The organism is Alkalilimnicola ehrlichii, from assembly GCF_003399765.1.
Classification (GTDB): Bacteria; Pseudomonadota; Gammaproteobacteria; order Nitrococcales; family AK92; genus AK92.
In genome coordinates this window covers 57,469-80,222 of sequence record NZ_NFZV01000008.1, presented here as the reverse complement: position 1 = coordinate 80,222, position 22,754 = coordinate 57,469, and the positions used below count along the sequence as shown (strand labels likewise).

The following is a 22,754-nucleotide window of genomic DNA, read 5'->3' as shown; positions in this document are numbered from 1 at the left end:
TGCTAAACAGGAGATTTTTACGTGTCAACCAGAACGATCAACACCGAGCTATTCAGAGAGGTCTGAATTTCCGAGAGATTTCCGAGAAGAATAACGTGCGGGGCGTCCTGCCCCGCCGTCGAATCAAAAACTGGGTAGCCCGTTGGCACATCGTGTGCCGGCCTAGGACGCTTCCTTTGGGATTCCTCTCCCTAGTCCTACCTACCGTGGTGGCGCGCTTCCGTTCCCGGTCCGTCGGGTCGCTGCCTTCCGTTAAGGTCTGAGAGGCAGTTTAGATCGAGGCTTTCGATTTGTCTGTAAGAAAATTCTGATCTTTGATGTAGGCTGTACCCTACAGCGATCTGCCCCTAGGGTGCCGAGCATCATCGTTAACAAGCTGCTATGGAGTCGCTTATGCCGTTCGAAATTCATCCTAGGTTGCTCGCCGATAGTCGCTTTGTTTGCGACTTGCCGTTATCGCGGGTGGTGTTGTCGAACGATGCCCGTTATCCCTGGTGCATTCTGATACCTCGCATCCCAGCGTTACGCGAGTTATTCGAAGTGCCCGAGGCGGATCGCGTGCAGTTGTTCGCCGAAATCGACCAAGTCAGTAGAGCGTTACAAGACTTGTTCACGCCCGATAAACTTAATGTCGCGGCAATCGGTAACCTCGTCCCGCAGCTGCACGTGCACGTTATCGCCCGCTTCGCAACCGATGCTGCTTGGCCGCAACCGGTGTGGGGGCGAGGCCAGCCGGAGCCGTACACGCCTGATCGGGCCGAAGCCCGGATACAGGATTTGCGTGCCCATTTGGGCGAGGGCAGCTGAATCGTTCAGCGCCTCCTTATTCGCGAGCGGTTGCACAGGGTCGGTGCAATTACTCGATGATCTGCCCCCTATATATGCGTCGAGGTTTGCTTGCGGCCGTGTCCGTCGTAAGCGTCGGTCCGCTGGTATCTTGAGGCTTGGAGGGGGCGCTGGGCGATAAGGCCGCACCTCGATAGTAAGTGACGTTTTCCTGCTTGAGCGGTTCGGCCGTCGATTGCGCACTCGCCGTTTCCTTCTCCAGCTCCGCTGCCAGTCGCGCTAGTACGGCGGTGCGCGAACGGGGGACATAGGCAAAAAGCCGTTCGACCAAGTCGGGCGTTGCCAGAGGAATCTGCTCGCCGAACTCAGAGCGGATGTGGCGTCGCATCTTTTGTGCGATCTCGATGGCTTTGCGGGTATACATAGCGCCTCCCTGTCTGCTCTGATGAGACTTTAGCAAGATTAATGCCTGCGAATCGTTCGCAAACCGCAGCGGTGCGACCGCGACGACGTCGTTTAGGCGTTTAAGTCCCGCAGAAGGTACGGTAAACCTGCTCCTGAGGCGTGGCCGGTTGCGCGTAGCGCTCCCGCCCGGGCTGCTCGTCGAACGGCCGCGCCAGCACCTCGTTGAGTCTATGCAGCGGCAGGTAATCGTCTCGCTCGATAGCCGCCTCGATCATGTGCTCGACCAAATGGTTGCGGGGAATGTAGAACGGGTTGGTGCGGCGCATCCGGTCCGCCACCTCCGCCGCCGAAGCAGGTTCCTCGGTAAGCCGCTCGCGCCAACGCGGCAGCCATGCCTCGACCGCTTGCGCTTGCTCAAACAGTGCCAGTAGGGGCTCGTCGTGCGCCGGCGATTCGGCACAGTCGCACAGCCGTCGGAACGTGAGCGTGAAATCGGCGCGGCCGCTGTGCATAGCAGCGAGCAAAGCCTCGGCCAGCGCAAAATCCTCCTTATCGTCTCGACATAGCCCCAACTTTGCGCGCATGACCGCGAGCCACTCGGCCCGATAAAGAGCCGGAAAACGTTGAATCAGCTCGGTAGCCCGCTCGATGGCACGATGCTGATCGGAATCGATTAAAGGCAGCAAGGTTTCCGCGAAGCGAGCGATGTTCCATTGCCCGATAGCCGGTTGATTGCCATAGGCGTAGCGCCCGTTCTGATCGATAGAGCTGAACACCGTCCGCGGATCGTACTTCTCCATAAAGGCGCACGGGCCGTAATCGATCGTCTCGCCGGCCGTGGAGGTGTTGTCGGTATTCATAACCCCATGAATAAAGCCGACACCCATCCAGCGGGCGATGAGGCGAGCCTGTTGGAGCTGGACGTTTTCCACCAGCGCCAGATAGCGTTGGTCGTCGGCCAGCGAGGCGAGGCTGGGATAATGGCGCGCGATAACGTGGTCCGCGAGCCGCTTGAGTCCTTCAAGGTCGCCGCGGGCGGCAAAATACTCGAAGGTGCCGACGCGGATATGGCTTGCGGCTACGCGCGTCAGTATGCCCCCAGGCATGGGAATCTCGCGGTAGACGTGCTCTCCCGTGCTCACCGCCGCCAAGGCGCGCGTGGTAGGAATGCCCAGCGCGTGCATTGCCTCGCTAACTACATACTCTCGCAGTACCGGCCCCAACGGCGCTCGCCCGTCGCCGCCTCGCGAGAACGGGGTGCGGCCGGCGCCTTTGAGTTGAATATCGCGCAGGCACCCGTTCCTATCGAGGACTTCCCCGAGCAACACGGCGCGCCCGTCTCCTAATTGCGGAACGAAACCGCCGAACTGGTGGCCTGCGTAGGCTTGCGCCAGCGGTTCGGCGCCGGGCGGTATCAAGTTGCCGGCGAAGTACTCGGCCGCTTTGTCGTCGCCCGGATACGCGCTCAAGTCAAACCCGAGTTGTTCGGCCAGCCCGCGGTTGAACGCGATTAGGCGCGGGCGCTTAACCGGCGCCGGCTCGAAATGCTGATAGAAACGCTCCGGTAGGCGGCTGTATTGCAGGCTGAACTGAGGAAACATGCTGACTCCGGCAATCGGTAAGGCTCACTCTTGGGGGTATATTGGCGCAAACAATAGGGGTTCTGGCAAGGTTTTCCGACACCGCCCCGTGTTGTTCAGGCTTTGCTGGCGGTTGTTGTACCCCAACTAAACGTTGCAGGGGAACGCGGTCAGGAGGACTGAATGGTGGCGCCCGAGTCTCGCTCAGCCCTAACGGGCGACCGCTTCTACGCCCGTGCGTTCGGTGTGGGCCTGGTGCTCGTATTAGGGGTGCTGGTTTATCGAATCCTATCCCCGCTTTTCTCCGCCCTGGTCTGGTCCGCCTTGATCGCTCTGCTCGCTTATCCGCTGCATGTGCGGTTCACGGCTTTGCTGCGGGGGCGCGAGAATTTATCGGCGAGTTTACTAACGCTTGCCACCGTCGTCATCCTCCTCGGCCCGGTCGCCGCCTTAGGCGCTGCCTTTGTTGTGGAGTTGGCGGAAATCGCACCGGTTATCGAAGATTTCGCCCGCGAGCAGGCACCGGATATCGAGGGGGGAGTGCTGCAACCGGCGCTAGAACGTATCCAACAGCTGATAGGCGTTAGCCCTGCCGAGCTCCGCCAATGGGCCGGAGAAAGCGCGAAGGCAAGCTTGGAAGCCTTAGCCGGTTTAGGCGGCAAAATCTTCGTCGGTGCCTTCGGTACGGCGTTGGGTTTTACGGTCGCGATCTTTGCCTTGTTTTTCCTCCTACGCGACGGGCAGGCGATCCTTGATGCCGTTCAGGGCCTGATACCGCTACCGGATGCCTCCAAGACTCACCTTAATAAACACCTTCGCGATGCGGTCCATGCCTTGGTATTCGGTATCGGTTTAACGGCCGTGATTCAAGGGGTAATGCTTGGGGCCGCCTTCGCCGTGCTAGGGCTACCGGCACCGGTTGTCTTCGGTGCCGTAGGTATTTTGGTCGCCTTGCTGCCGGTGGTCGGCACCCCGTTGCTGTGGGGGCCGGCGGCAATCGTGCTTGCCGTGCAGGGGCGTTGGGGCAGTGCTATTGCTTTATTGGCTTGGGGAGTGCTTGTCAGCACGGTCGATAATTTCCTGCGGCCTTTTCTGGTCTCCGGCCGTGCGCCGATCGGAACCTTGACGGTATTCCTCGGCGTCATCGGTGGCGCCGCCGCCTTCGGAATGGTCGGCTTGCTGCTCGGCCCGTTGATTCTCGCGCTTTGCCTGGCGTTGATCCGTTTTGCGTTAGAGCATAAATGAGTTTTCTAAATACCTGATATGTTCTCACTTTTTATTATTTAGTTATTCGTTATATTTTTCTTGATTGTTTGATATTCCATACTGATTGTAGCAATATTGTCCTGTTGGACCTTGTATGTAATATCATGTACTCAATCATACCCGCCCTAGTTGCCGTCCTTTTTCTTGCCTATGGCATCTATGCCTTCTTAGCCAAAGGCGTAACGCGAGTAACTGTCTCGTTTTTCGCCATGTGCTTCGCCACCTTTCTTTGGCAGGGTACTTGGTCCTTCCTATTTCAGTTAGAAACAAGCGACTGGGCGATGATCGCCATAAAGGCCGGTTATTTTGTCATTCTCTTTCTTCCCACCACGCTGTATCACTTTCTTGTCGAAGTGAATAACCGCTATAGGGAGCGAGACTACGTCTTGATTTCCTATGGGGTCGCGACGTTTCTGGCAGGTTTGTTACTGGCGTCCGACCTTATTGTGGACGGCTACAGAGAATATTTTTGGGGCTACTATCCGAGCGCGGGCGTTCTCCATCCTTTGCACTTGGCTCAGACGTTTATCGTCGTCAGCAGAGGGCTTTACATTACCTATGTCGGAATGTACGAAGCGGTTTCGGTACAGCGTGCTCGGTTAAAGCTTTGTCTCATAGCCTTGTTGGTCTACTTTTTTGCTGCCGTGGACTACCTGGTTAACTATGGGCTAGAAATGTACCCGCCGGGTGCCGGTTTTCTTGCAATAAGCCTGGGCATCATATCCATAGCCATTACGCGACATGGCTTGCTGACGAGCCCCATGGCGCTTGCCGCGGCGATTGTGCATGAAATTCGTACTCCGCTTGCGAGCATAGGTTATCAAGGGATTACTCTTGAGCGCTGCTTACCGGTGCTGATTGAAGGGTACAAGAAAGCGATTGCGCATAACCTTCAAGTGCCCTGGTTACGAAGGCGTGAGATTGAAGCCTTGGAAAATATAGGAGGACGCATAGGCTACGGCGTCAGCCGTGTCAACGTCACGATTGATATGATTCTTTCAGCCGCTAGGGTTGATTCTATGGATAGGAAGGACTTTTCATTTTGTTCGGCTAGAGAGTGTGTGAGAGAGGCTTTTGACACATATCCCTTTGAGCCCAACGTAGAGAGTCGGGTAAGAATGGAAACCGATACGGACTTTGTTTTTCTCGGTGCAAAACCTTTGCTCGTCCACGTGCTGTTCAATCTTATGAAAAATGCTGTTCATGCAATCAAAGCTGCTGAAAAAGGTAATATAACAGTTTCCCTGATATGTCAGAGTGATGTAAATAAGCTGTTAGTAAGGGATGAAGGAGTGGGAATACCTAAAGCTTCGCTTCCGCACATTTTTGAACCTTACTACAGTACTAAGCAGGCGGGAGCTGGCGCAGGTATTGGTTTGGCATTTTGCTACCGGGTTATGGAGCTTTTTGGTGGCAGGATAATATGCGAATCAGTAGAGGGGGGTTTACTACATTTATCTTAGAGTTCCCTCCAGTTTCTACGGCTAGTGACTCACAAAATAAGCTTGCAAGCAAAGAGGGGCCAGGGCTGCCCTCAGTGTACTAAGTGCGCCTTGGCCCCTTTTGTTGCTTGTATTCCAGCTATAGATAGGCTCAGTGTGCTGAGACAAGTCTGTCGCCGGCCTTTATCGGTTTGGCTTCGAAATCTTTTATCTTACGAAGAACGGATTCCGGAAGCCGCTTGGGGCGCTTGTTATAGTCTGCAAAGACGAGTACCTGATGTCCTAACGAGACTAGCTCGTTTGAAACATAAAATTTGAACTGAAGGCTGAAGGAGCACTTCCTGATGTTGAAGCTATTTATTAGGCAATCAACCGACTGAAAAGGGAAGGTCTCTTTTACGTAATCCTGGGATGCGTGCTTAGTAAAAAAACACCTTTCGATTGAAGGATATCCTTCGATATGCACTCATAAAACCAGCGCTCTCGGCAAACTCCTTGCCACTCGAAGTATCTGGAGAAATATACGTTCGAGTAGAGATTGGAATCTTTCAGGTAGACGTCGATTGTGTGCTTGAATGTTTTCTTTTTCGGGCGAATTTGTCGGTGACGACATTGATGGCGTGTGCTTCCAAGTGGTTAGTTAGCATGGTTGCTCCTTTTTCTTGTCCTAGCCGCGAGCCTTTGAACTAGAGGGGCGCACTCTCTTATTTTGGACTGGAATAGAGATGATTTCCTGGATTGTCCGTTAGTTTTTGCTTAATAGCTGTGTCGCAGCCGAGTAGCAGTCCTGCTGTCCCTTACGCTTTAGTTGGGTGCGCTATCATTGATAGCAGTCATGGCGCGGCGGAGTCCGTGAGAGCGGGGCAAGACGTGGAGGCGAGTATGGCGAAGTTATTAGTACGCGGAGTGGACGCTAGGGTTGCCCAAGCGCTCAAGGAACGCGCCGCACGGAATCGCTGTAGCGTGGAGGCCGAGCACCGAGCGATTCTTGAGCAGGCGTTGTGTCAGACGCCTCGGAGAAGCCTCGCGGAGGTTCTGGCGGAAATGCCGGACGTTGGTCGCGATGCCGATTTGCGCGGGTCGACGACAACGAGGCGCCGGGCATTTTTGATGGACACTAACGTCGTCACAACTGGATTAGGGTGTCGATCCAAGAAAAGGTGAATGCTATCCCCCTCGTATGTCACCGCCGACCATGAGCCCGGCAACTGCGAGCAGCAAGCCGGCGACAGCCGTCCGGGTCTGGCGGTGACATGAGAAGGTATGCAGCACGGGAAGTCCCTTGTACTGGTGTTTTGAATCCTGTGGCCGCTAGTGCATTTCCTTCCGCCGTCCATGCACGCCGCCCGACAACCGGTCAGGCTCGGAGATTTGGAGCTCTTCACCCGTCACGTAGTTATATAAAAAGGCATCTAGCGTTCTAGCCAATAGGTTAGTTTTGGCTAAAGCGATCGTGTCGGGAATGTCAACCTCGTAGATACTGGGAATCCGCGTCCGGCCTTCATAGACAACTTCTTTCTCGTCTTCTGGGTATATCAGCGTTATGCCGTTTCGTCGGGGAAAGCCTTTATCTCTCCACAGCACCGCGATCTTGTTCCCTTCTTTAAGATAAATGGCTCTTGACAGCGTTCGGTTGTTATCGCCGACAAAAGAGCGAAAGACTTTCACTTCTTCCGTTGCCAAATCGATCTCGTGGATCTCGGTCTCGTCCGCCACATACAAGAGCCGATTTCCGCTCGGGTGCCAGTGTGGGTGGCGGCAGAGCGCTTCGGCGGGACAGGGGATCGGCGTTAGGTCCTGGCCATCCAGATCGCTGAGGTAGATCTTTGAGCGGTACTCGTTATCGGTCAGCACATAGAAGGCCAGTTGGCGGCCGTCGGGGGAAAACCTGGGAAAGAGCGCGGCTTGATAAGGCAGGTTATCCAGCTCCCGTACGGCGCCGGTCTCTAAGTCGAGAAACGCGATCGTATCGCGAGGGTTGGTCAGTAGATCTCGGGTGATATGGAACACGATAGCGTTAGAGGTCGGCGAGAAGTTGGGGCCGCTTACTTCGTAGCCGACGTGATAGCGCCGTTTTTCCCCGGTTGCGAGGTCGAGCGTCACGAACTCGAAGTCCTGCATACGCATATTGCTTTGCAGAAAAACAAGTTCGCCACTCAGCGGCGTCTCCCCGAGCGTAAGGGGGCTGCCTCCGGCCTCAGGTGCATGGCCGTTGCCAGCCGTGTCGGCACGTTCGCAGCCGACCATGAGCCCGGCTGCCGCGAGCAGCAAGCTCGCGACAATGGGCCGTGCTCGGCGGTGGCGTAAGAAGGAGTGCGGCACCGGAATTTCCTTGTCTTGGTACTTTGAGTGCAGTTGTTTGTTGTTCTGGGTGCTGGGCATATGCGGCGGGCAAGCCCTACATAGGGTAGGCTATATTTACGGCTTCCAGTTCACTCCCCCGGAAAACCAATCCGCCTCCGAGAGCTTAACCTCTTCCCCCGTTAAATAATTGTAGATAAAGATGTCGATTTCTTTCCGTAACAGGTTGGTTTTAACGAAGAATAGCGTATTAGGCAGCCCGGAACGATAGATGCTGGGAATGGAGCCTCGCCGCTCGTATAAGATTGTTTTCTCTCCGTCACGCGGGACAAGCGAAATGCCGGACCGGCGAGGGAACGACGTTCTATCCCATAACACGGCCATCGTCTCGCCGCCGTCGAGATAGATCGCTTGATGTATTTCATAGCCCTTGTCGTCCGCCACAGAATCAAGCACTTTGATCTCTTCTGTTGCCAGATCAATCTCGTGAACCTCGGTCTCGTCCGCCACGTACAAGAGCCGGTTTCCTTCGGGATGCCATTGGGGGTGGCGGCAGAGCGCTTCGGCGGGGCAGGGGATCGGCGTTAGGTTCTGGCCATCCAGATCACTAATGTAGATCTTCGAGCGGTACTCGTTATCGGTCAGCACATAGAAGGCGAGTTGGCGGCCATCGGGCGAGAACCGAGGAAACAGGGCAGCCCGATATGGCAGGTTGTCCAACTCCCGCACGGCGCCGGTTTCTAAATCGAGAAACGCGATCGTATCGCGAGGGTTGGTCAGTAGATCGCGTGTGATGTGGAATACAATAGAGTTGGACGTTGGTGAGAAGTTAGGGCCGCTCACTTCGTACGCTACGGGGATGCTTCGTTGGTGTCCGGTCGCGAGGTCGAGCGTCACGAACTCAAAGTTGCGTACGCGTTGATCACTCCGCCGGTAGACAATTTTGCCACTCAGCGGCGTCTCCCCCAGCATGAGGGTGCTGCCCGCAGGCTCAGGCACCTGACCGTTGCTAGCGTTGTCAGCCGTGTCGGCCCGTTCGCAGCCGCCCATGAGCCCGGCGATTACGAATAGCAAGCCGGCGACGATGGGCCATACCCTGCGGTGGCATAAGAGGGTGCGTAGCATTGGACGTTTCCTTGAATGGATACTCTAAATTCAATTGTTTCGTATTGTAACGAGCCGGTTCTAGCTGCTGTAGCCGAAGCCATGGGCCGCGAAAGGGTTAGCCTCTTTTCGACGCCCAGCACGCGCCCAACGATACTCGGTGAGATATCGCTGGCGGGCAGCGGCGCATAAAGGCCCTTACGCCAGCTCGATGCCATAGGAAGTCTTCCGCACGCCGTAGCTCAACTCGCCGGGTCGATGGGTAATCGGCGCGCTCACCGTGGCTTCCAACACATCGTAGCTCGGGATCACACCACGCCGATCGCCATACGGGTCGTAGACGATTTCGACCCGTGCCGAGCGGGCGCCGGCGGGAAGATGCATGGCATGGATAAACCAGCGCATGACGACGAGTCCGTTGTCGGCCTCCGCGATGCGGAGCCTCACCGGCTGGCCGCGGGGCACCTGGAACGTGGATTCGCTGCCGCTGCCGTTGCGGCTTATCAGCGGCAAGCCGTCGACTCCGTTGTCGTCGCTCCGGCCGCCGATAAACACGACTTCCTCCAGCTCCCGCCCGCCGAGTTCGGCGCCTGGCGGCGGGGCTTGAAAGGTCAGCCGCAAATAAACGCCGCCATGGCCTTCCGTCTGATTCGGCAGCGCCACTTCGATGCTCAGGCCCTCGCCCGGGCGGTCCAACTCATCGCTTAAATCCTCGGGCTTAATGTCGCCGTAATGCCGCGTCGACAGCGGGATCTCGGACGGGCCGAAGTCGTGGTTGCGCCGCCGGCGGAACTGCCGCCACAAGAGCTTGAGCTCGAAGCCGTACACGATCTCGAAAAACTCTTTGATCTCGGCCTGCGGGTCGTCTTTCCAGCTGCCGAAATACACCGTAGGCCGGCCCCGCTCGGCGAGCTTGTTGTCGGCAGCGTACGGTTGCTCCCCCCAATAACAATGCTGTAACCAGTGCTCGATGGGGGTGCGTAAGTTTCGGGCGATGTAGAAGCCTGCGCCAATCGCGACCAACGCCCCGACAATAACCAACATCCAGCCGACCGGGCTGACCAGTGCAACCGAGCCCGTCCGTAGCGCATGGGTCGCAACCATAAAGCCGCCGGCGCCGCCGATGATGCCGCCGATTCCTTGAGCGGCAAATCCGTCAGCAGCAGCTCGATTCCCACGAGTAAGTTGAGCGTTACGCCTCTTAATATCCGCCATCGCGCCAAACACATCCGCGAACCCGGCGACCACGATGCCGGTCATTTTTTGGCGGCGACCCCCGCGACCTCTTGGCCCATTCGCTTTGCGACGACGGCCTCGATAGCCTGCTTCGCGATCACCGTCTTGAGCACGGTTTCGGCAAAGGCGTAGAACTCGGCCTCGCTCCGAATCCCCTTGCTGAACACGTCTTGCCAGGCAAAGCCGAGGCTCGCGACCTGGATGCCCAGCATGACTTCGGGCGGAATACGGCCAAGGAAGCTCTGCGCGCGCTGGGAAACGGCGGCCACGCCGTTGAAATGTACCACGCGAACGCGAACCTCGGTGTCGGGGACGAATCGTGCGTTCGGGTTGATCGGAAATGCCGCCACCCCACGCCCGGTATACAGCGGCATCGGCCCTTGCGCGCGCTTCCAATCGGCATAACTGATTTCGGGGGCGCTAATACGCACCCCGTACATCTGCTCTAGGACCGGCTTGATCCTCTCCCAGTGTTCATTGGCTTCGGCCAAGGGCCGGGCCAACAAGCTTACGAGCGCTTCAAAGGCATCGTAACCTTTCTTGCCGATCTTCAGCGCCGAGGCGATCTCCTTCTTCACATCCTCTTGCGGGCGTAACGGCTCGGTTTGGTGCAGCGCCATCACCTCCTTGGGCCCAAGGCCTTCTTCGGCTTTTGCTTGCGCTTTGATCCGCTCGCGCATCTGGTCGTTGTCGATGACCCGTATCGCTTGATTCAGCAAGCTGCTCTCGTCGTTTAACGACGCGACGACAAAGGCCTTGCCGTCGTCGAGCTGGCTCAAGCCTTCGAGGATGTTCACGTAGGCAAGCGCGCCTAATTCGGCTCGCGGGCGCTTATTTTCAGCCGAAGCGGCCGCCACCATTTCGAAATCTTCGAAAACGGTCCGGAGGCTGCATGGCCGCGCCGCATCCGTTAGCAAGGCCAAGCGTTGGTCGGCCAATTCGAGCAAGCGCTGCTCTAAGGCCTGCTCCCGCTCGTTGTACTTGGCCAGCAGGGTTTTCATGGCCTCGACCCTGACATGCTTTTCCATCTCAGGGTCGGCTTTGATAACCTGCTCAACGTAACGGCCGATGATGACGCTGTGCATGCCGCCTTCTAAAACATCGTCATCCTCGGAGCTTTTGGTTGAGTGCTCAGCCGATTTACCTTCTGCGCTCTCCTCCTTCTCGCCACTTTGCCATTGCGCGAAGTCGGCAATTTCAACTAAGGCCAGCTCCGCCAACCGCCGGCCCTGCCCAATCGGATCGTGAAGCGCAACAATCGGTGAGTTACTGTCTCGAAAAAGACTGGGTAAATAGTAGAGGGAGCTTTTATCCTGCAAATCGGGGTAGCGCCTTTCGTTAAAGGCGCGAGACGCCTTTCCCGCCGGCATAAGGTAGGTATCGTGGAGGTCGCCTTTGCCGATATCCTCCAGCTTAATGGTTTGCAGACGCGCTTCCCGCAAATCCGCATCGACCGCAATTCCGTCAAACGCCTCGTTAAGCTCGGGAATACAACGGGGGTCGTTCGAGTGCATGCCGCCTAACCGACAGATGTACTCCCAACTCCACTGCACTTCGGAGTACGCCATCTTGATGGCGGGCGACCGGCCGTTAATGTTCTTGGGCAAGGTAAGCCCCCACCAAGGCAGGCCGTACCGATGGCTTCGTTCATCCTGACCTTGATCACGTAACAGGTCGACTTCTTGGAACGTCCCGTTGCCTACCGAGTGGCATTCACGCCAAAGATGGTCATCGATAAAGATGTATAGCCACCCCTTACGTATCCAGCGGGGCTTATCGTCGGCATCGAAAACCACCGGGAATACCCCTTGGATAGCGTCGACGTCGTCAAGCGCTTCTGTCTCGGCGACGGCCTCGGTCATCGTTAAAGGCACCCAATAACGATCCGCGTCTACCGGGTAGCCTCGCTCTGCCAGCGCATCCCGAAACGTTCTGGTTTCGCCGCCGGGACGAAGGGGCCGATCAAGATTTATATCGCTAAACGTGATTCCCAACCCGACCCGATAACACCCGGCCACCAAGCCTTTGCTACGTATTCGCTTGCCGACCACGCCATCATCGTCGACCAATGCTTTACCCCGGCTTAAGGGTAAGGCGTCAACCACAGCGCCGCTTTCTTTGGCCGCGATGACCTGGCTAATATCGTTAAACCCATCGAGCTTTGTATCCAGCACGATCCGATACTCGCCTTCGTCCGGCTCAAGATCCTGCGCGGCGCCGCGCGGGCGGCGGCCGGCGGTGTGCCGCCGGCTTGTTGGATGGGCACGGGTGGGGTGTTTTGGTTGTTGGAGACGGCCATATCGCCCATGCGGACGACGGGCAGGCCTTCGGCGAGTACGTTCGGCGAGCCGGAGAGGAGCTCCGCCGCCCCGCCTGTCGTGCCGGAGAGGATGCCGCCTTTGCGGCCGGCTTCGTCGCCGATGCTTTTGCCGAACACGGAGCCGACGGTGCAGACCGGGCAGCCGTTGATGGTGATACTGCGCGCCGTGCCGCTGGCGTCGGCCGAGACGGCGACGTTGTTGTACGGCACATCGTCCGTGCCTTTGCCGCTTGGCGTGCGGCAGACGTCGACGGTGTTGACCACCCCGCCCGAGCCGCTATGGACCCAGGTGCGACCATTAACCAGTACGTTGTTGCCCATGTTTTTGATCTTCCTTGTCAGGCACGGTGTCCGTTGTTGTTCGGGCGCAGGCAGATGACCCCGCGCATCGGTATGTCGTCGGCTTCGCAGATCAGGCTGGGGCCGGCGGCGCTAAAGCCGTAGCGGCTTAGTTGTGCGTGGTGCGCGTAGCGCGCATGCATGAGTGCCAGCTGTAGCGGTAAGGCGGCGGCGCCGGTGTCGCCGAAGGTGCCGGCGGGCCGTTGTAGCGGCGGCAGCCGCTCGGCCAGCCGTTGCCCATACTCCGGCGGCCACAGGCGGCGTTGCAGTTGCTGCCATTCGTAACGGTTGACCGGGTCGCCGAGGAGGTTGACGGAGACGGCCCAGACGTCGTTCGCGCTGATGCCCGCGGCCGTCAGCGCGTGTTCGGCAGCCCGCGGTAGCCCATGCATGGTTTTGCGGTCGCCTTGCCCGACTAACGGTTCCGGCTCGCGGCCGACGCCGGCGATGACGCTGAGGGGCGTGTCGGTGCCCTCGGGCACGGTGCGGGCGAGTGCGAGGCAGGCCGCCGCTTCGCCGGCGACGACGCCGTCGGGGTTTTCCGTGGTGGCGGCGCGCTCGGCGAAGATGAGATCGAGTACGGTGGGCTCGTCCAGCAAGGAGTCCGCGCCGCCGAACAGGACGGTATCCCAGTGCGCGTCGGGCCATTCGTCCAGCACGGTTTGGAGTTGCGCCGTCACCCCCTGGGTGTTGGGTTGCAAGCGTACCTCGGCGTTTCTTAGCGCGGGGTGGAGTTGTTTTAGCGTGCGCGTTAAATGAGGGGCATCGAGGTGGCGGCCGCGGTGCGTGTCGCGCGCCGGCACGGCGAAGTGGATGAGCACGTTGCCGGCGAGCGCCGCCGGCGGTAGCGTGGTCAACAGCGCGTTGAGGGCGCGGGCGGCTAAGGCCGTAATGCGCGCCTCGGGGCTGTCGCCGAGGCAGAAGGGGCGCGTTAGCGTTTCCAGTTGGGCGCCGGGGGTGCTGTAGTCTTCTTGTGGCTCGGTACCAAGCTGTTGCATGAGCTCTGCGAGGGACGGCTCGGCGGCCCCGGCACGGGCGGTAAGGGCTGGCGTGCCGGCTTCGGTGCGTGCCGCCGGGACGGTCAGCGTGGGCTCGGGCGCCGCGCCGTTGTAGTGGGTTTCCACTAACGCCAGCGCCGATTGCGGGGCGTCGCCCGCCAGCGTACAGAGGCCGGAGCCGAGGATGACGGGGTAGTCGCTCATGAGGCTTTTCTCTCCTCCTTGGCGGGCACCGCCGCGGGCGGTTCGCTGACGAAAACCCAGCCGACTTTCCGGCTGGTGGGCGACCAGGCGAACCCGCTCCGCCAGAGCAGGTGCAGCTGGTGCCGGTCGGTGTCGATCAGGAGGGTGTCGCAGACCGGTCGGACGCTCTCGGCCTGGTTGTCCAGCACGAACCGCACGCGCGGTACGATCGTGGGCAGGGTCAGTTCGACGGTGCGGGTGGTGGGGAAAAAGCCGCGCAGCCGCAGCGTTTCGCCGCCGATAAAGGGGGCGGGGAAGCGTTGATCGGGTGGCGCTGCGTTGTGTTGCAGGGCCGGCAGCGGGCCTTTGTAAGGCGGCAACCCGAGGGTTACCGCCTCGTTGTCGGCCGTGGGCGTGTGCATGCGCCGCGATGCCCAGCGCGGCGCCAGCGGGCCATAGCCGGCCGGCTCGGGTTGGTGGGAGCCGGAGGTGATGAATTTGGGCCCTTGCTCGATCTGCGGAAGCGGCTGGTCTTTTTGCACCCGCCCGTACTTGGCGTAGCCTCGGCCGGCGGGGTTGCGCTCGTCCACCGCGCCGCGTTTGGGATCTTTGCCGCCGAAGGCGTATTCGTAGCGTAGGGGCAACGGCTCCAGCGGTACGGCATCGCTGGGTAGCCACATGAGGAGCCGTCTTTCCCACTGACGGCGGCCGACGATCCGCAGCACTTTGCGCCACGGTGCGGCGTCCGCCCTTGCCAGGGCGAGTTCGGTTTCCATCGCGCGCACGCCGGGCCTAGGTGGGTGGGCTGTGCCGGTGAGTAGGATTTCGCCGCCTTCCTTGTAGGGAACGCTCTCATCCGCGGCGGCCAGGCTGCTGTCTTCCGGTTCGCCGTGGTAGGCATCGGCGGTTTGTATCTCGGCGCTTGGCGTGAGCGGCGTCAGTAGGCCGGCGTCGTCGAAGCTAAAGCCTGCCTTAATCACCAGCGTTTGCTGGAACTGCGCTTGCCGATCCCACCCGGAGTACAAACCGGCTTGCCAGGGGCTGTCGTTGACGAGCTCAAGCATGCTGCGCTTCCTTGCCGATGTCGGCGGCGGTTTCTTGCAGTCGGCGTCGACGGCGGGCGATCCATCCTTCGGGGTCGAGGCCAAGGGGCGTGGTGCGCTCGCGGGCCAGCAGAGCGAGGGCATCGTGGCCGGCACGTCCGGCGTAGGCGTTGGCGGTACGCTGGGCGCTGGCGGCGCTCAGCGGCTGGCCGGCGAGCAACCTGGCCGCGCCGGCGGCCTCGGGCCAGGTTTCGGCGACGACATCGGGGTCGGGTACTTCGCCGCTGTCCGCCGGCTGGGCGGCGGGGTCCGCGTCCACGACCGCTAGGCGCTGTTTGCGGGCGGGTGTCGCGCCGGTGATCCAGTGCCAGGCGGCCGCTGCCTGTTCGGTGCTCTCCGCTTTTGCCATGCCGGCGATCAAGTCGGCTTTGATGCTCGTATGGCCGTATAAGCCCATCAGATACATCGCGAACGGCGGATCGCCGGCTACGCATTGGCGTAGGATCTCGGCACTTTCCGGTGCGCCTTGAAGTGCCAATAACCGTAGCAGGGGCTTGCCGGCCTCCGGCCCTAGCGCCTCCACGGCGCGCGGCAAGCAGACATCGAGTTCCGGGTCGCCGCGCAGGAAACCGCCCCAACAGGCGGCCTCTAACACCGTTACCGGTAGCCGCTCGGCATGGGAGGCGTCCTGACGCAAGGGCAGATAATAGGCGCGAAAGGGTTCTACACCCGTCGCGGCGTTCTCGGCGGCATAATGCAACGCCGCCGCTTTGAGCGCTGCGTCCTCGTTCTGGCGTTCCGCGGCGTTGAGCAAGCCTTCGGCCAGCGGTGTTTGAGTCCGTTGCCACAGTCGTAACAGCGGAGCGCGTAACGCCGATTCCGTTTCGTACAGCGGCATGAAGATGTCGCCGGGATTCGCCGGCGGATACAGGGCATAAGCCTCGAATGCGGCCTCGGCCATGGCTCCGCCGGCGCGTAGCGGGTCCAACCAGGTCTCCGCCGACGCGGCGCTATCGCAGCGCAGGCTAACTAGCGCGGCCTTAAGAAATGCCTCGTGCGGTTTCTCCGGCTCCGGCCCCGTGTACCGTGTGGCTTCTACGAGTGCACCCAGGTGTAACTGTAAGCGCTGCTCTAGTCGGTCCAGCGCATCGGCATCGACCACGGCTTGGCTCAACCATAAGCCGCGCTGTCGGTAGGCGTCGGCGGCTGAGCGCAGGTGGCTTTTGAGAAGCAAACTCCGCATGGGCGCCTGCCCCTTAGTTCAGTGCGATGGTGCGACTGCCGAGGGCTAGCCGATTATCTCCCGTTACGCCAACGCTCTTACCGTCGATGGCGATGTGGCCGTCGGCGCTCAGCTCGACGGTGCTGTGGCCGGCTTGCAGCACTAGCTTTTTACCGGCCGTTAGGTGCAGGCGGCCGTCTTGGTAGCGGAAGGGGATGTCCTCGCCCGCCCGGCGCAGACGGCCGGTGACAATGGCGGCCTCGGCGGCGCGCGGGTCGGGGGCGAGGGTGACGATGTCGCCTTCGGCGAGGTAGTCGACGTGGCTTAAGTGGCCGGCTACCGGCAGGGTGAGGCCGTCGTGGCGGGCGACGGTGAGCGCTTCGCCGGCGCGGGCGCTGGCCACCGTGGCTAGTTCGCCGGTAGCGGTGGTGCGGGCGTGGGAGATCGGGGTGACGTTGTTATTGTTCATGGTCGCGGCTCCTTGCGACAGGGCATTGGTTGTTATGTCGTAGTGGGTCGGTAGGTGGCCGATGGGCTTCCTAAAGCGAACGGCCGCAGGGTGAAAATCGGCGTTCGCATAATAGGATAAGGGAATTTTCGCATGCGCTCCAGACGTGTAGAAAGGCGGGTGCAAAAGGTCCGCCAACGAGTGGCGGGTGACGCTAAGGGAGCGCCAGGCGGGGGGGGGCGGGTTGTTTGCTCGGCGAGCTTAGTCGCTCCTGGCTACTCGGCCAGGGTGCTGTCCTGTTCGATAGCTGTGCCGTTTGTGCTTGGTAGGGGGTAGTCGAAGCCGGTAAGGCGAACGCTTTCTTGCCATAGCCAGTCGGCTAGGGCGAGCCGTTTTTTGTTGAATCCGCGCAGCGGCTTGACGGCGCAGTCTTTAAAATATTCGCCGGAAATGGTTTGGCAGGCCGGCGATAAGGAAAGATAGACGCCGGTTTCCGCACCTTTGCTGGGGGCACGGGCGAAGTGTTTGCGGAACCAGGGGTAGATAAATGTCAGCGGTTTCGGGAATGCTTGCTTGAGCATAGGCGTGTCGACTATGCCGGGGTCGAAGCAGTTGACCGTCAGTGCGCTTTGCGCCGTGGCGGCGGCTAGCTGCTTGGTGAATAAGATGCTGTAGAGCTTGCTGTTGCAGTAGGCGCGTTCCGCGCTGTAGCCGTTTTTTAGTTCGATATCGTTCGTGTCGACGTTGGCATCGGCATGGCGGAACGAGGCGGTGTTGACGACCCTTCCTTGAGTGGCGTCGGTTAAACGGTCGAGCAGTTTGCCCGTCAATAAATAAGGGGCGAGGTGATTGACGGCCAGCGTGAGTTCGATCCCATCGGCCGAGGGCGTGAAGGCGTCTTCGCTCCACACGCCGGCATTGTTGATCAGTACATCGACGACTTCGGTTTGGCGCCTAATCTCGTCGGCGGCATTGGCGACCGATTGTAGCGAAGCCAGATCGCAAGGGATCACATGGAGCTCGTTGCGCAAGGCTTGTTTGGCGAGCATGCTGGCTAGCTTGACTTCGTTACGGGCGAGCACGAACAGCTTCGCCGGCCCGGCGGCATCCAGTTGATAAAGCCAGCTGCGCCCGAAGCCCGAGGTGACGCCCGTTATAACGATGGTCTTCATAAGTCGAATTCCTTCTCGTACTCGTAATGGTTAGGCGAGCGCTTGTTTCCTTGATCTTCTGCTTCTGCGCCGTATAGCGGCAGAACCCACCCGTTGGCGGGGCAGGTTCTAAGATAACATCGTTATGCGGCGGGCGTCCGCTTCTGGCTAAGCGGCGGGCACGGCATTCGGCGCCGGCTAGTGGGTAAAGCCGTAGCGCGTTACGGTGTGCTTCTGGTGGAAGACCAGGTGGGCATTGTTTAACGTCGTCAGGGCTTCTTGCAAGTCCTGGACGAAATTGTGGGCCATGCTCATGCCCAGGTCGCCTCTCACGACAATCCGGTGCACCACTTCTTGGTCGAGGTTTTTCGGCAGGGGGTAGGCCGGTACTTGCCAGCCTTTCATTAATAGCCGATCGGAGAGGTCGTACAGCGTCCATTCTCGCTTGGGAGCGTGCTTGAGCTGGTAGCAGACGATGGGGAGTGCGGAGCCGTCGGCGACGATATCGAAGTCGCCGGTCTGTCGTATTGCTTGGCTGAGATAGCGTGCCACGTCGCGGGTTCTTTGATGAATTGCCCGATACCCTTCAAAGCCGTAACGAACGAAATTGTAGTACTGCCCAATGATCTGCGATGCGCTATGCGAGAAGTTAATGGCCATCGTCGGTAGTTCGCCGCCAAGGTAGCTGACGTTAAAGATCAGCTCCTTTGGCAGGTATTGTTCGTCGCGCCAGAGTACCCAGCCTACGCCGGGATAGACCAGGCCGTATTTATGCCCCGAGGTATTAATCGATACTACGTTGTCGAGGCGGAAGTCCCATACCCGGTCCGGGTCGACAAACGGTGTAAACAGGCCGCCGGAAGCGGCGTCGACGTGGATGTAGACCTGGTGGTCGTTGCGTTTGTTGTAGGCCTCGACGAGCTTGTTCAAGCGTTGGATGTCGTCGTACATCCCGGTGTAGGTAATCCCCAGAATGCCGACGATACCTATGGTGTACTCGTCGACATAATCCATGACGGAGTCCAGATCCAGGCTCATGTGTTTGCTGCCGATGGGAACCTCGCGTAGCTCGATGTCCCAGTAGACGCAAAATTTCTCCCAGCACACTTGATAGCCGGAAGAGATCACTAGGTTGGGTTTGCGCTTCGTCAGGTCGAGGCCGGCCTTTTGGGCACGGTGGCGCCAGTGAAACTTCATCGCCATCCCGCCGAGCATGCAGGCCTCCGAGGAGCCGATGGTCGATGTGCCCATAAATTTCTCTTTGCCGCTTGCGTGCCATAAGTCGGCGATCATATTCACGCAGCGGTTTTCCAGTTCGGCGGTGCGCGGATATTCGGATTTGTCGATGGCGTTCTTATCCAGGGTGTCGGCCATTAGCTGGGCAGCTTCCGGCTCCATGTAGGTTTGGCAAAAGGTGGCGAGGTTTAGGCGCGATGTGCCTTCGTCCAACAGTTCGTCCTTGACCATTTGATAGGCGATTCGCGGCGCTACGGTGTGTTGGGCGAGGCGATACTTGGGGAGGTCTTGGTCTTCGTTTTGCGAGCCGAAAATCGGCTCTATGCACGCGGCTTTCTCCCTGTTTTTTCGTCCGTAAATCATGCTGAAACCCTCATTCCGTGACGGCTAACCGACGATGGCGACGACAAAATACGGGGGCGCTGGAGGCGGGATGCGTTCGGCGTTTTCTTACAATGGGGGCGGTAGATCGAGCCGGGAAGGCCGGCGTTTTACCGCCGGCCTTATTAACCGATTCAGGATAACGCAAACATACTGGCTATCAGTCCGCCGATGATGTTCGCAAACGTGAGCGCAAGCCCGACGTAGGCGCCTGTTCTTGCCGGTACTTCAAGTATCCAAATGGCCAATGGCCAGGCGAGCGCGAACAGGGCGATGTAGCCGGCGAACGGAAAGACGGAAGCGGCTATGCTGGCGACCAACAATATAGCGAGCAAGCCGGCGGCCGCGAAGCCGCGCGATGTATAGATAGCTCCGGAGGCGTTTAATACAAATAGCCCGGCAAAGATGGCTGCGACAACGGTGACGACAAAATTCGCCAACACGGGCATGGCGTCGCCGGGGTTTTCCTGCGCGATCAGGAAAATTCCAATGCCGATTGCATGGAGCAGAAAAAGCAGCCCGCCTACCGAGTAGACGATGTATCGTAGAACTGGATTCGAATACATGGAAGAGTTGCCTGTGCTTACTACCCATTTGGCCTCGGTGTGTGCTGAGGCGGCGCCGGCTAAGGATAGCATGGCCGACTTGTAAACGATGTCGGGCGCTTCCGCTATGGCGAAGCTGCGACGGCGAGCTTCCACAAGCTACGAGGGCCGCCACCGCATAGGGTTCGTTGCGCGAAGCACCCCGTCGTTGTCCCAGTCCTCCCAGCTGGTAAACGGAATTCCGGATTCCTGCGCGAGGCTTGGTATACGCCGGCTCCAAGCCTGCTTCATCGCCGCTAGATTCTCTCGGAACGCCGTTTCCTCCCGGTATTGGACGCCGCCGCTCTGAACTTCGTAGCTCACCTGAGGGGCTAGCACTTCGTAGCCGACGTAGTAGAGCGAGGAGTGAATCGGCCATAGCCACTCCACCATGTTCCCGGCGCGCCCAAACGGCATAAACGTGTGGGCAGGCGATCCGGCGGTGACGGAGCAGATGGCGCGTTTGCCTCGAAAGTGCCCTCGGTTGTAGCGTTTGCTACCGGAATAAAGGCCGCCGTAGACCAGGACGCGATCAAACCACCCCTTGAGTATCGCAGGTTGCGCGTGCCACCAGAGGGGAAACTGGAGGATGAGCAAATCCGCCCATTCGAGCCGGCCGATCTCCCGGGCTACATCCGGCGGCAGCCGCTTGCGTTCGTAGTGAGCGCGTTGCTCGGTCAGCGGCGAGAAGTAGTCGCTGTTTGCACGCTGTGGGTAGTGGCTTGCTCGCTCTACGGGGTCGAAACCTTCTGCGTACAGATCGTCCACTTCGACATCGTGCCCTGTGCCGCGTAGCGTTTCCACCGCTAGATCGGTAAGGCCGCCATTGAAGGATTGTCGCTCAGGGTGCGCCAGTACGATTAAGACATTCATTCTTCGGCTCCGTTAGTGCATCCTTGTGGAGATAACCTAGTCTGTTCTTGCGCGAACAGGTACTCCCAATTTCCGACTATTTAATTTGCATGAACGAACAATCCATTCGGTGGGACGACTTACAGCTTGTGCTGGCTATCGCGGAAACGGGCTCCTTATCCGGGGCCGGGCGCCGGTTAGGGATAAGCCATGCCACCGTGTTTCGCAGGCTTGCGCAGATGGAGGGCCGCTTACAGGTCCGTTTGTTCGAGCGTAGGCGAGTCGTTATCTGCAAACCGCCGCCGGCGAAGAGTTGGCCGCGGCGGCGGCTCAGATTAACCGTGATGTGCTGGGGCTTGAGCGTCGTATAGCCGGGCAGGATCTAAAGCTGAAGGGTGTTATTCGCGTGACGACGACGGATGCGCTGTTCGTCGGGCTGCTAGCACCGATACTGGCGGCGTTTCGCCAGCACAACCCGGCTATCGAGCTGGAGGTTTTGATCGGTAATCAGTTGTTTAGTCTCTCTAAGCGAGAGGCCGATATTGCTATTCGCCCTACCCGTCGGCCCCCGAAACGCTTATTGGTAAGCGTATAGGCACGATCGCGCAGGCGGTTTACGGCCAGAAGGCTCAGTGGGAGAACGTTTCCCGTCCGGTGCCGTTGGAGCAGCTTTCAAGGCAGGCTTGGGTTGGCCCCGATGTGCATATGGGCGATACCGCGCTGGAGGCCTGGATGGATACGCAGCGGCGTAACGAGCATTGCCTGTTTCGTGTGGATAGCACGCTTGGCATGCACAGCGTCGTCCGCCAGGGCGCGGGCATCGCGGTGTTGCCTTGTTACCTGGGAGATGCTGACGAGCAGCTTGTAAAGCTAACCGAGCCGGTGCCGGAGCTAAGCACGGAGCTATGGCTACTCGCTCACCAGGATCTAAGGCGGGTGGCGCGGGTACGGCGATTTTGGACGAGGTAGGCGCGGGTATTCGTCGGCGTCTTTAGGGCGTACGACGGTCCACACGCCCGCTACTTAGTCGCCGGGCCGCAAGCGAGATAGGTTCATCGGCTGCTGGGGAGTTCCTGGTGGCGGGGCGGCAGACGGCGACGCCGTAACAGCCACATGACGCCAAACAGATCGAATATGCCTGTCCAGAAGCGGTTGCGGACATCGTCTTTCGACTCGCCGAACACCCGCGGCCGGTGGGTGACGGGAAGCGACCAAACCGCGCGCCCTTCGCGCTTAATCAGCGCGGGTAAGAATCGGTGCATGCGGTCGAAGTAAGGTAGTGCTAAAAACACGTGTCGCTTGAAGAGTTTGATGCCGCAGTCGGCGTCGGGCGTGCCGTCCCGCAGCAATCGAGCGCGGACCTCGTTGGCAATGCGCGAGGAGAATAGCCGGGTCGTGGCGTCCTCTCGCTCGCGACGGTGGCCGATATAAAGCCCGGCGGGTTGGTGCGCCGTTTTGCCAGGCGCCAGAATTGCAGTAGGTCGGCCGGGTCGTTTTGGCCGTCGCCGTCTAGGCTGGCGACCCAGTCGGCTTGGGCTGCGCGAACGCCCGTTAACAAGGCCGCGCTTTGCCCTAAATTCTGTGGGTGACGGAGTACGCGCAGGCGGGGATACTGCGACGTGAGGCCGCTGAGGAGCTGAAAGGTATTGTCCGTACTGCCGTCATCGACGAAGATCACTTCGTAGTCAAGTTCGTCGGCAAGTACGCCGTCTAATTCCGACAGCAGCGGATCGATGTTTTCCGATTCGTTATAAACAGGTACGACGATGGACAGATCCATGATTATTCTCCAACCAACATGGCTGAAGATGGTAGGGGATGCGACGTGACATCAATGTCGTCAAGATGTGAACAAAACGTGAAATCGGTAGGGCGTC

22 protein-coding genes and 1 pseudogene are annotated in these 22,754 nt (G+C 59.3%); 6 read left to right on the top strand and 17 right to left on the bottom strand.

What is annotated here, in order from left to right; genetic code table 11:
- Positions 1 to 393 precede the first annotated feature (393 nt).
- Entirely contained in the window at positions 394 to 807 is a 414-nt protein-coding gene (locus CAI21_RS09695) for an HIT domain-containing protein (protein ID WP_116302101.1), read from the top strand.
- 49 nt (positions 808 to 856) lie between these two features.
- On the opposite strand, the gene CAI21_RS09690 is transcribed toward CAI21_RS09695, so the two are convergent.
- Together CAI21_RS09690 and CAI21_RS09685 are read right to left on the bottom strand one after the other, a co-directional pair.
- The gene (locus CAI21_RS09690; protein WP_116302100.1) at positions 857 to 1,210 is read right to left on the bottom strand and encodes a hypothetical protein; all 354 of its coding nucleotides are present in this window, start codon (positions 1,208 to 1,210) and stop codon (positions 857 to 859) included.
- Positions 1,211 to 1,310: 100 nt separating this feature from the next.
- Positions 1,311 to 2,792 carry a protein adenylyltransferase SelO gene (locus CAI21_RS09685; RefSeq protein ID WP_116302099.1) on the bottom strand — a complete coding sequence of 494 codons (1,482 nt, stop codon included), beginning with the start codon at positions 2,790 to 2,792 and terminating at the stop codon, positions 1,311 to 1,313.
- Positions 2,793 to 2,954: 162 nt separating this feature from the next.
- Here CAI21_RS09685 and CAI21_RS09680 point away from each other — a divergent pair, with 162 nt between their 5' ends.
- From CAI21_RS09680 to CAI21_RS09665, 3 genes are all read left to right on the top strand, one after another.
- The gene (locus CAI21_RS09680; RefSeq protein WP_116302098.1) at positions 2,955 to 4,016 is read left to right on the top strand and encodes an AI-2E family transporter; all 1,062 of its coding nucleotides are present in this window, start codon (positions 2,955 to 2,957) and stop codon (positions 4,014 to 4,016) included.
- Between the two features lie 125 nt (positions 4,017 to 4,141).
- Positions 4,142 to 5,500: a sensor histidine kinase gene (locus CAI21_RS09675; protein ID WP_116302097.1), complete on the top strand. Its 1,359-nt coding sequence runs from the start codon at positions 4,142 to 4,144 to the stop codon at positions 5,498 to 5,500.
- An 861-nt stretch (positions 5,501 to 6,361) separates the two neighbouring features.
- A complete protein-coding gene (locus tag CAI21_RS09665) occupies positions 6,362 to 6,643 on the top strand; it encodes a FitA-like ribbon-helix-helix domain-containing protein (RefSeq protein ID WP_220347885.1) in 282 nt (93 codons plus the stop codon).
- Between the two features lie 147 nt (positions 6,644 to 6,790).
- On the opposite strand, the gene CAI21_RS09660 is transcribed toward CAI21_RS09665, so the two are convergent.
- The 13 genes from CAI21_RS09660 to CAI21_RS09605 form a co-directional block, all read right to left on the bottom strand.
- The gene (locus CAI21_RS09660) at positions 6,791 to 7,861 is read right to left on the bottom strand and encodes a TolB family protein (RefSeq protein WP_116302096.1); all 1,071 of its coding nucleotides are present in this window, start codon (positions 7,859 to 7,861) and stop codon (positions 6,791 to 6,793) included.
- Between the two features lie 36 nt (positions 7,862 to 7,897).
- Positions 7,898 to 8,905: a TolB family protein gene (locus CAI21_RS09655; protein ID WP_116302095.1), complete on the bottom strand. Its 1,008-nt coding sequence runs from the start codon at positions 8,903 to 8,905 to the stop codon at positions 7,898 to 7,900.
- 177 nt (positions 8,906 to 9,082) lie between these two features.
- On the bottom strand, positions 9,083 to 10,144 hold the full coding sequence (locus CAI21_RS09650) for a hypothetical protein (protein WP_116302094.1): 1,062 nt from the start codon (positions 10,142 to 10,144) through the stop codon (positions 9,083 to 9,085).
- Positions 10,141 to 12,294 (bottom strand): hypothetical protein, encoded by a 2,154-nt coding sequence (locus CAI21_RS09645; RefSeq protein ID WP_147305080.1) that lies wholly within the window; start codon positions 12,292 to 12,294, stop codon positions 10,141 to 10,143. The genes CAI21_RS09650 and CAI21_RS09645 overlap by 4 nt, the downstream gene beginning before the upstream one ends.
- The gene (locus CAI21_RS09640; RefSeq protein WP_116302092.1) at positions 12,204 to 12,761 is read right to left on the bottom strand and encodes a DUF4150 domain-containing protein; all 558 of its coding nucleotides are present in this window, start codon (positions 12,759 to 12,761) and stop codon (positions 12,204 to 12,206) included. Before CAI21_RS09640 ends, CAI21_RS09645 begins: the two co-directional genes overlap by 91 nt.
- Positions 12,762 to 12,778: 17 nt before the next feature.
- A complete protein-coding gene (locus CAI21_RS09635) occupies positions 12,779 to 13,981 on the bottom strand; it encodes a hypothetical protein (protein WP_116302091.1) in 1,203 nt (400 codons plus the stop codon).
- A complete protein-coding gene (locus tag CAI21_RS09630) occupies positions 13,978 to 15,024 on the bottom strand; it encodes a DUF2169 family type VI secretion system accessory protein (protein ID WP_181919353.1) in 1,047 nt (348 codons plus the stop codon). Before CAI21_RS09630 ends, CAI21_RS09635 begins: the two co-directional genes overlap by 4 nt.
- Entirely contained in the window at positions 15,017 to 16,246 is a 1,230-nt protein-coding gene (locus tag CAI21_RS23150) for a hypothetical protein (protein ID WP_181919352.1), read from the bottom strand. The genes CAI21_RS09630 and CAI21_RS23150 overlap by 8 nt, the downstream gene beginning before the upstream one ends.
- Positions 16,247 to 16,259: 13 nt before the next feature.
- On the bottom strand, positions 16,260 to 16,694 hold the full coding sequence (locus CAI21_RS09625; RefSeq protein WP_116302089.1) for a hypothetical protein: 435 nt from the start codon (positions 16,692 to 16,694) through the stop codon (positions 16,260 to 16,262).
- Between the two features lie 254 nt (positions 16,695 to 16,948).
- On the bottom strand, positions 16,949 to 17,845 hold the full coding sequence (locus CAI21_RS09620; protein WP_116302088.1) for an SDR family NAD(P)-dependent oxidoreductase: 897 nt from the start codon (positions 17,843 to 17,845) through the stop codon (positions 16,949 to 16,951).
- Between the two features lie 177 nt (positions 17,846 to 18,022).
- The gene (locus CAI21_RS09615) at positions 18,023 to 19,423 is read right to left on the bottom strand and encodes a glutamate decarboxylase (RefSeq protein WP_116302087.1); all 1,401 of its coding nucleotides are present in this window, start codon (positions 19,421 to 19,423) and stop codon (positions 18,023 to 18,025) included.
- Between the two features lie 152 nt (positions 19,424 to 19,575).
- Positions 19,576 to 20,007: a hypothetical protein gene (locus tag CAI21_RS09610; protein WP_147305079.1), complete on the bottom strand. Its 432-nt coding sequence runs from the start codon at positions 20,005 to 20,007 to the stop codon at positions 19,576 to 19,578.
- A gap of 138 nt (positions 20,008 to 20,145) precedes the next feature.
- Positions 20,146 to 20,898, bottom strand: a complete 753-nt coding sequence (locus tag CAI21_RS09605) for an NAD(P)H-dependent oxidoreductase (RefSeq protein ID WP_116302085.1) — start codon at positions 20,896 to 20,898, stop codon at positions 20,146 to 20,148.
- A gap of 89 nt (positions 20,899 to 20,987) precedes the next feature.
- Here CAI21_RS09605 and CAI21_RS25930 point away from each other — a divergent pair, with 89 nt between their 5' ends.
- Entirely contained in the window at positions 20,988 to 21,248 is a 261-nt protein-coding gene (locus CAI21_RS25930; RefSeq protein ID WP_220347882.1) for a helix-turn-helix domain-containing protein, read from the top strand.
- Positions 21,224 to 21,846: pseudogene (locus CAI21_RS25925) on the top strand (substrate-binding domain-containing protein). The gene CAI21_RS25930 and the pseudogene CAI21_RS25925 overlap by 25 nt, the downstream one beginning before the upstream one ends.
- A gap of 83 nt (positions 21,847 to 21,929) precedes the next feature.
- On the opposite strand, the gene CAI21_RS24785 reads toward CAI21_RS25925, so the two are convergent.
- Both CAI21_RS24785 and CAI21_RS09595 read right to left on the bottom strand, forming a co-directional pair.
- The gene (locus tag CAI21_RS24785; RefSeq protein ID WP_258868928.1) at positions 21,930 to 22,169 is read right to left on the bottom strand and encodes a hypothetical protein; all 240 of its coding nucleotides are present in this window, start codon (positions 22,167 to 22,169) and stop codon (positions 21,930 to 21,932) included.
- Positions 22,160 to 22,657: a glycosyltransferase family 2 protein gene (locus CAI21_RS09595; RefSeq protein WP_258868927.1), complete on the bottom strand. Its 498-nt coding sequence runs from the start codon at positions 22,655 to 22,657 to the stop codon at positions 22,160 to 22,162. Before CAI21_RS09595 ends, CAI21_RS24785 begins: the two co-directional genes overlap by 10 nt.
- Positions 22,658 to 22,754 lie beyond the last annotated feature (97 nt).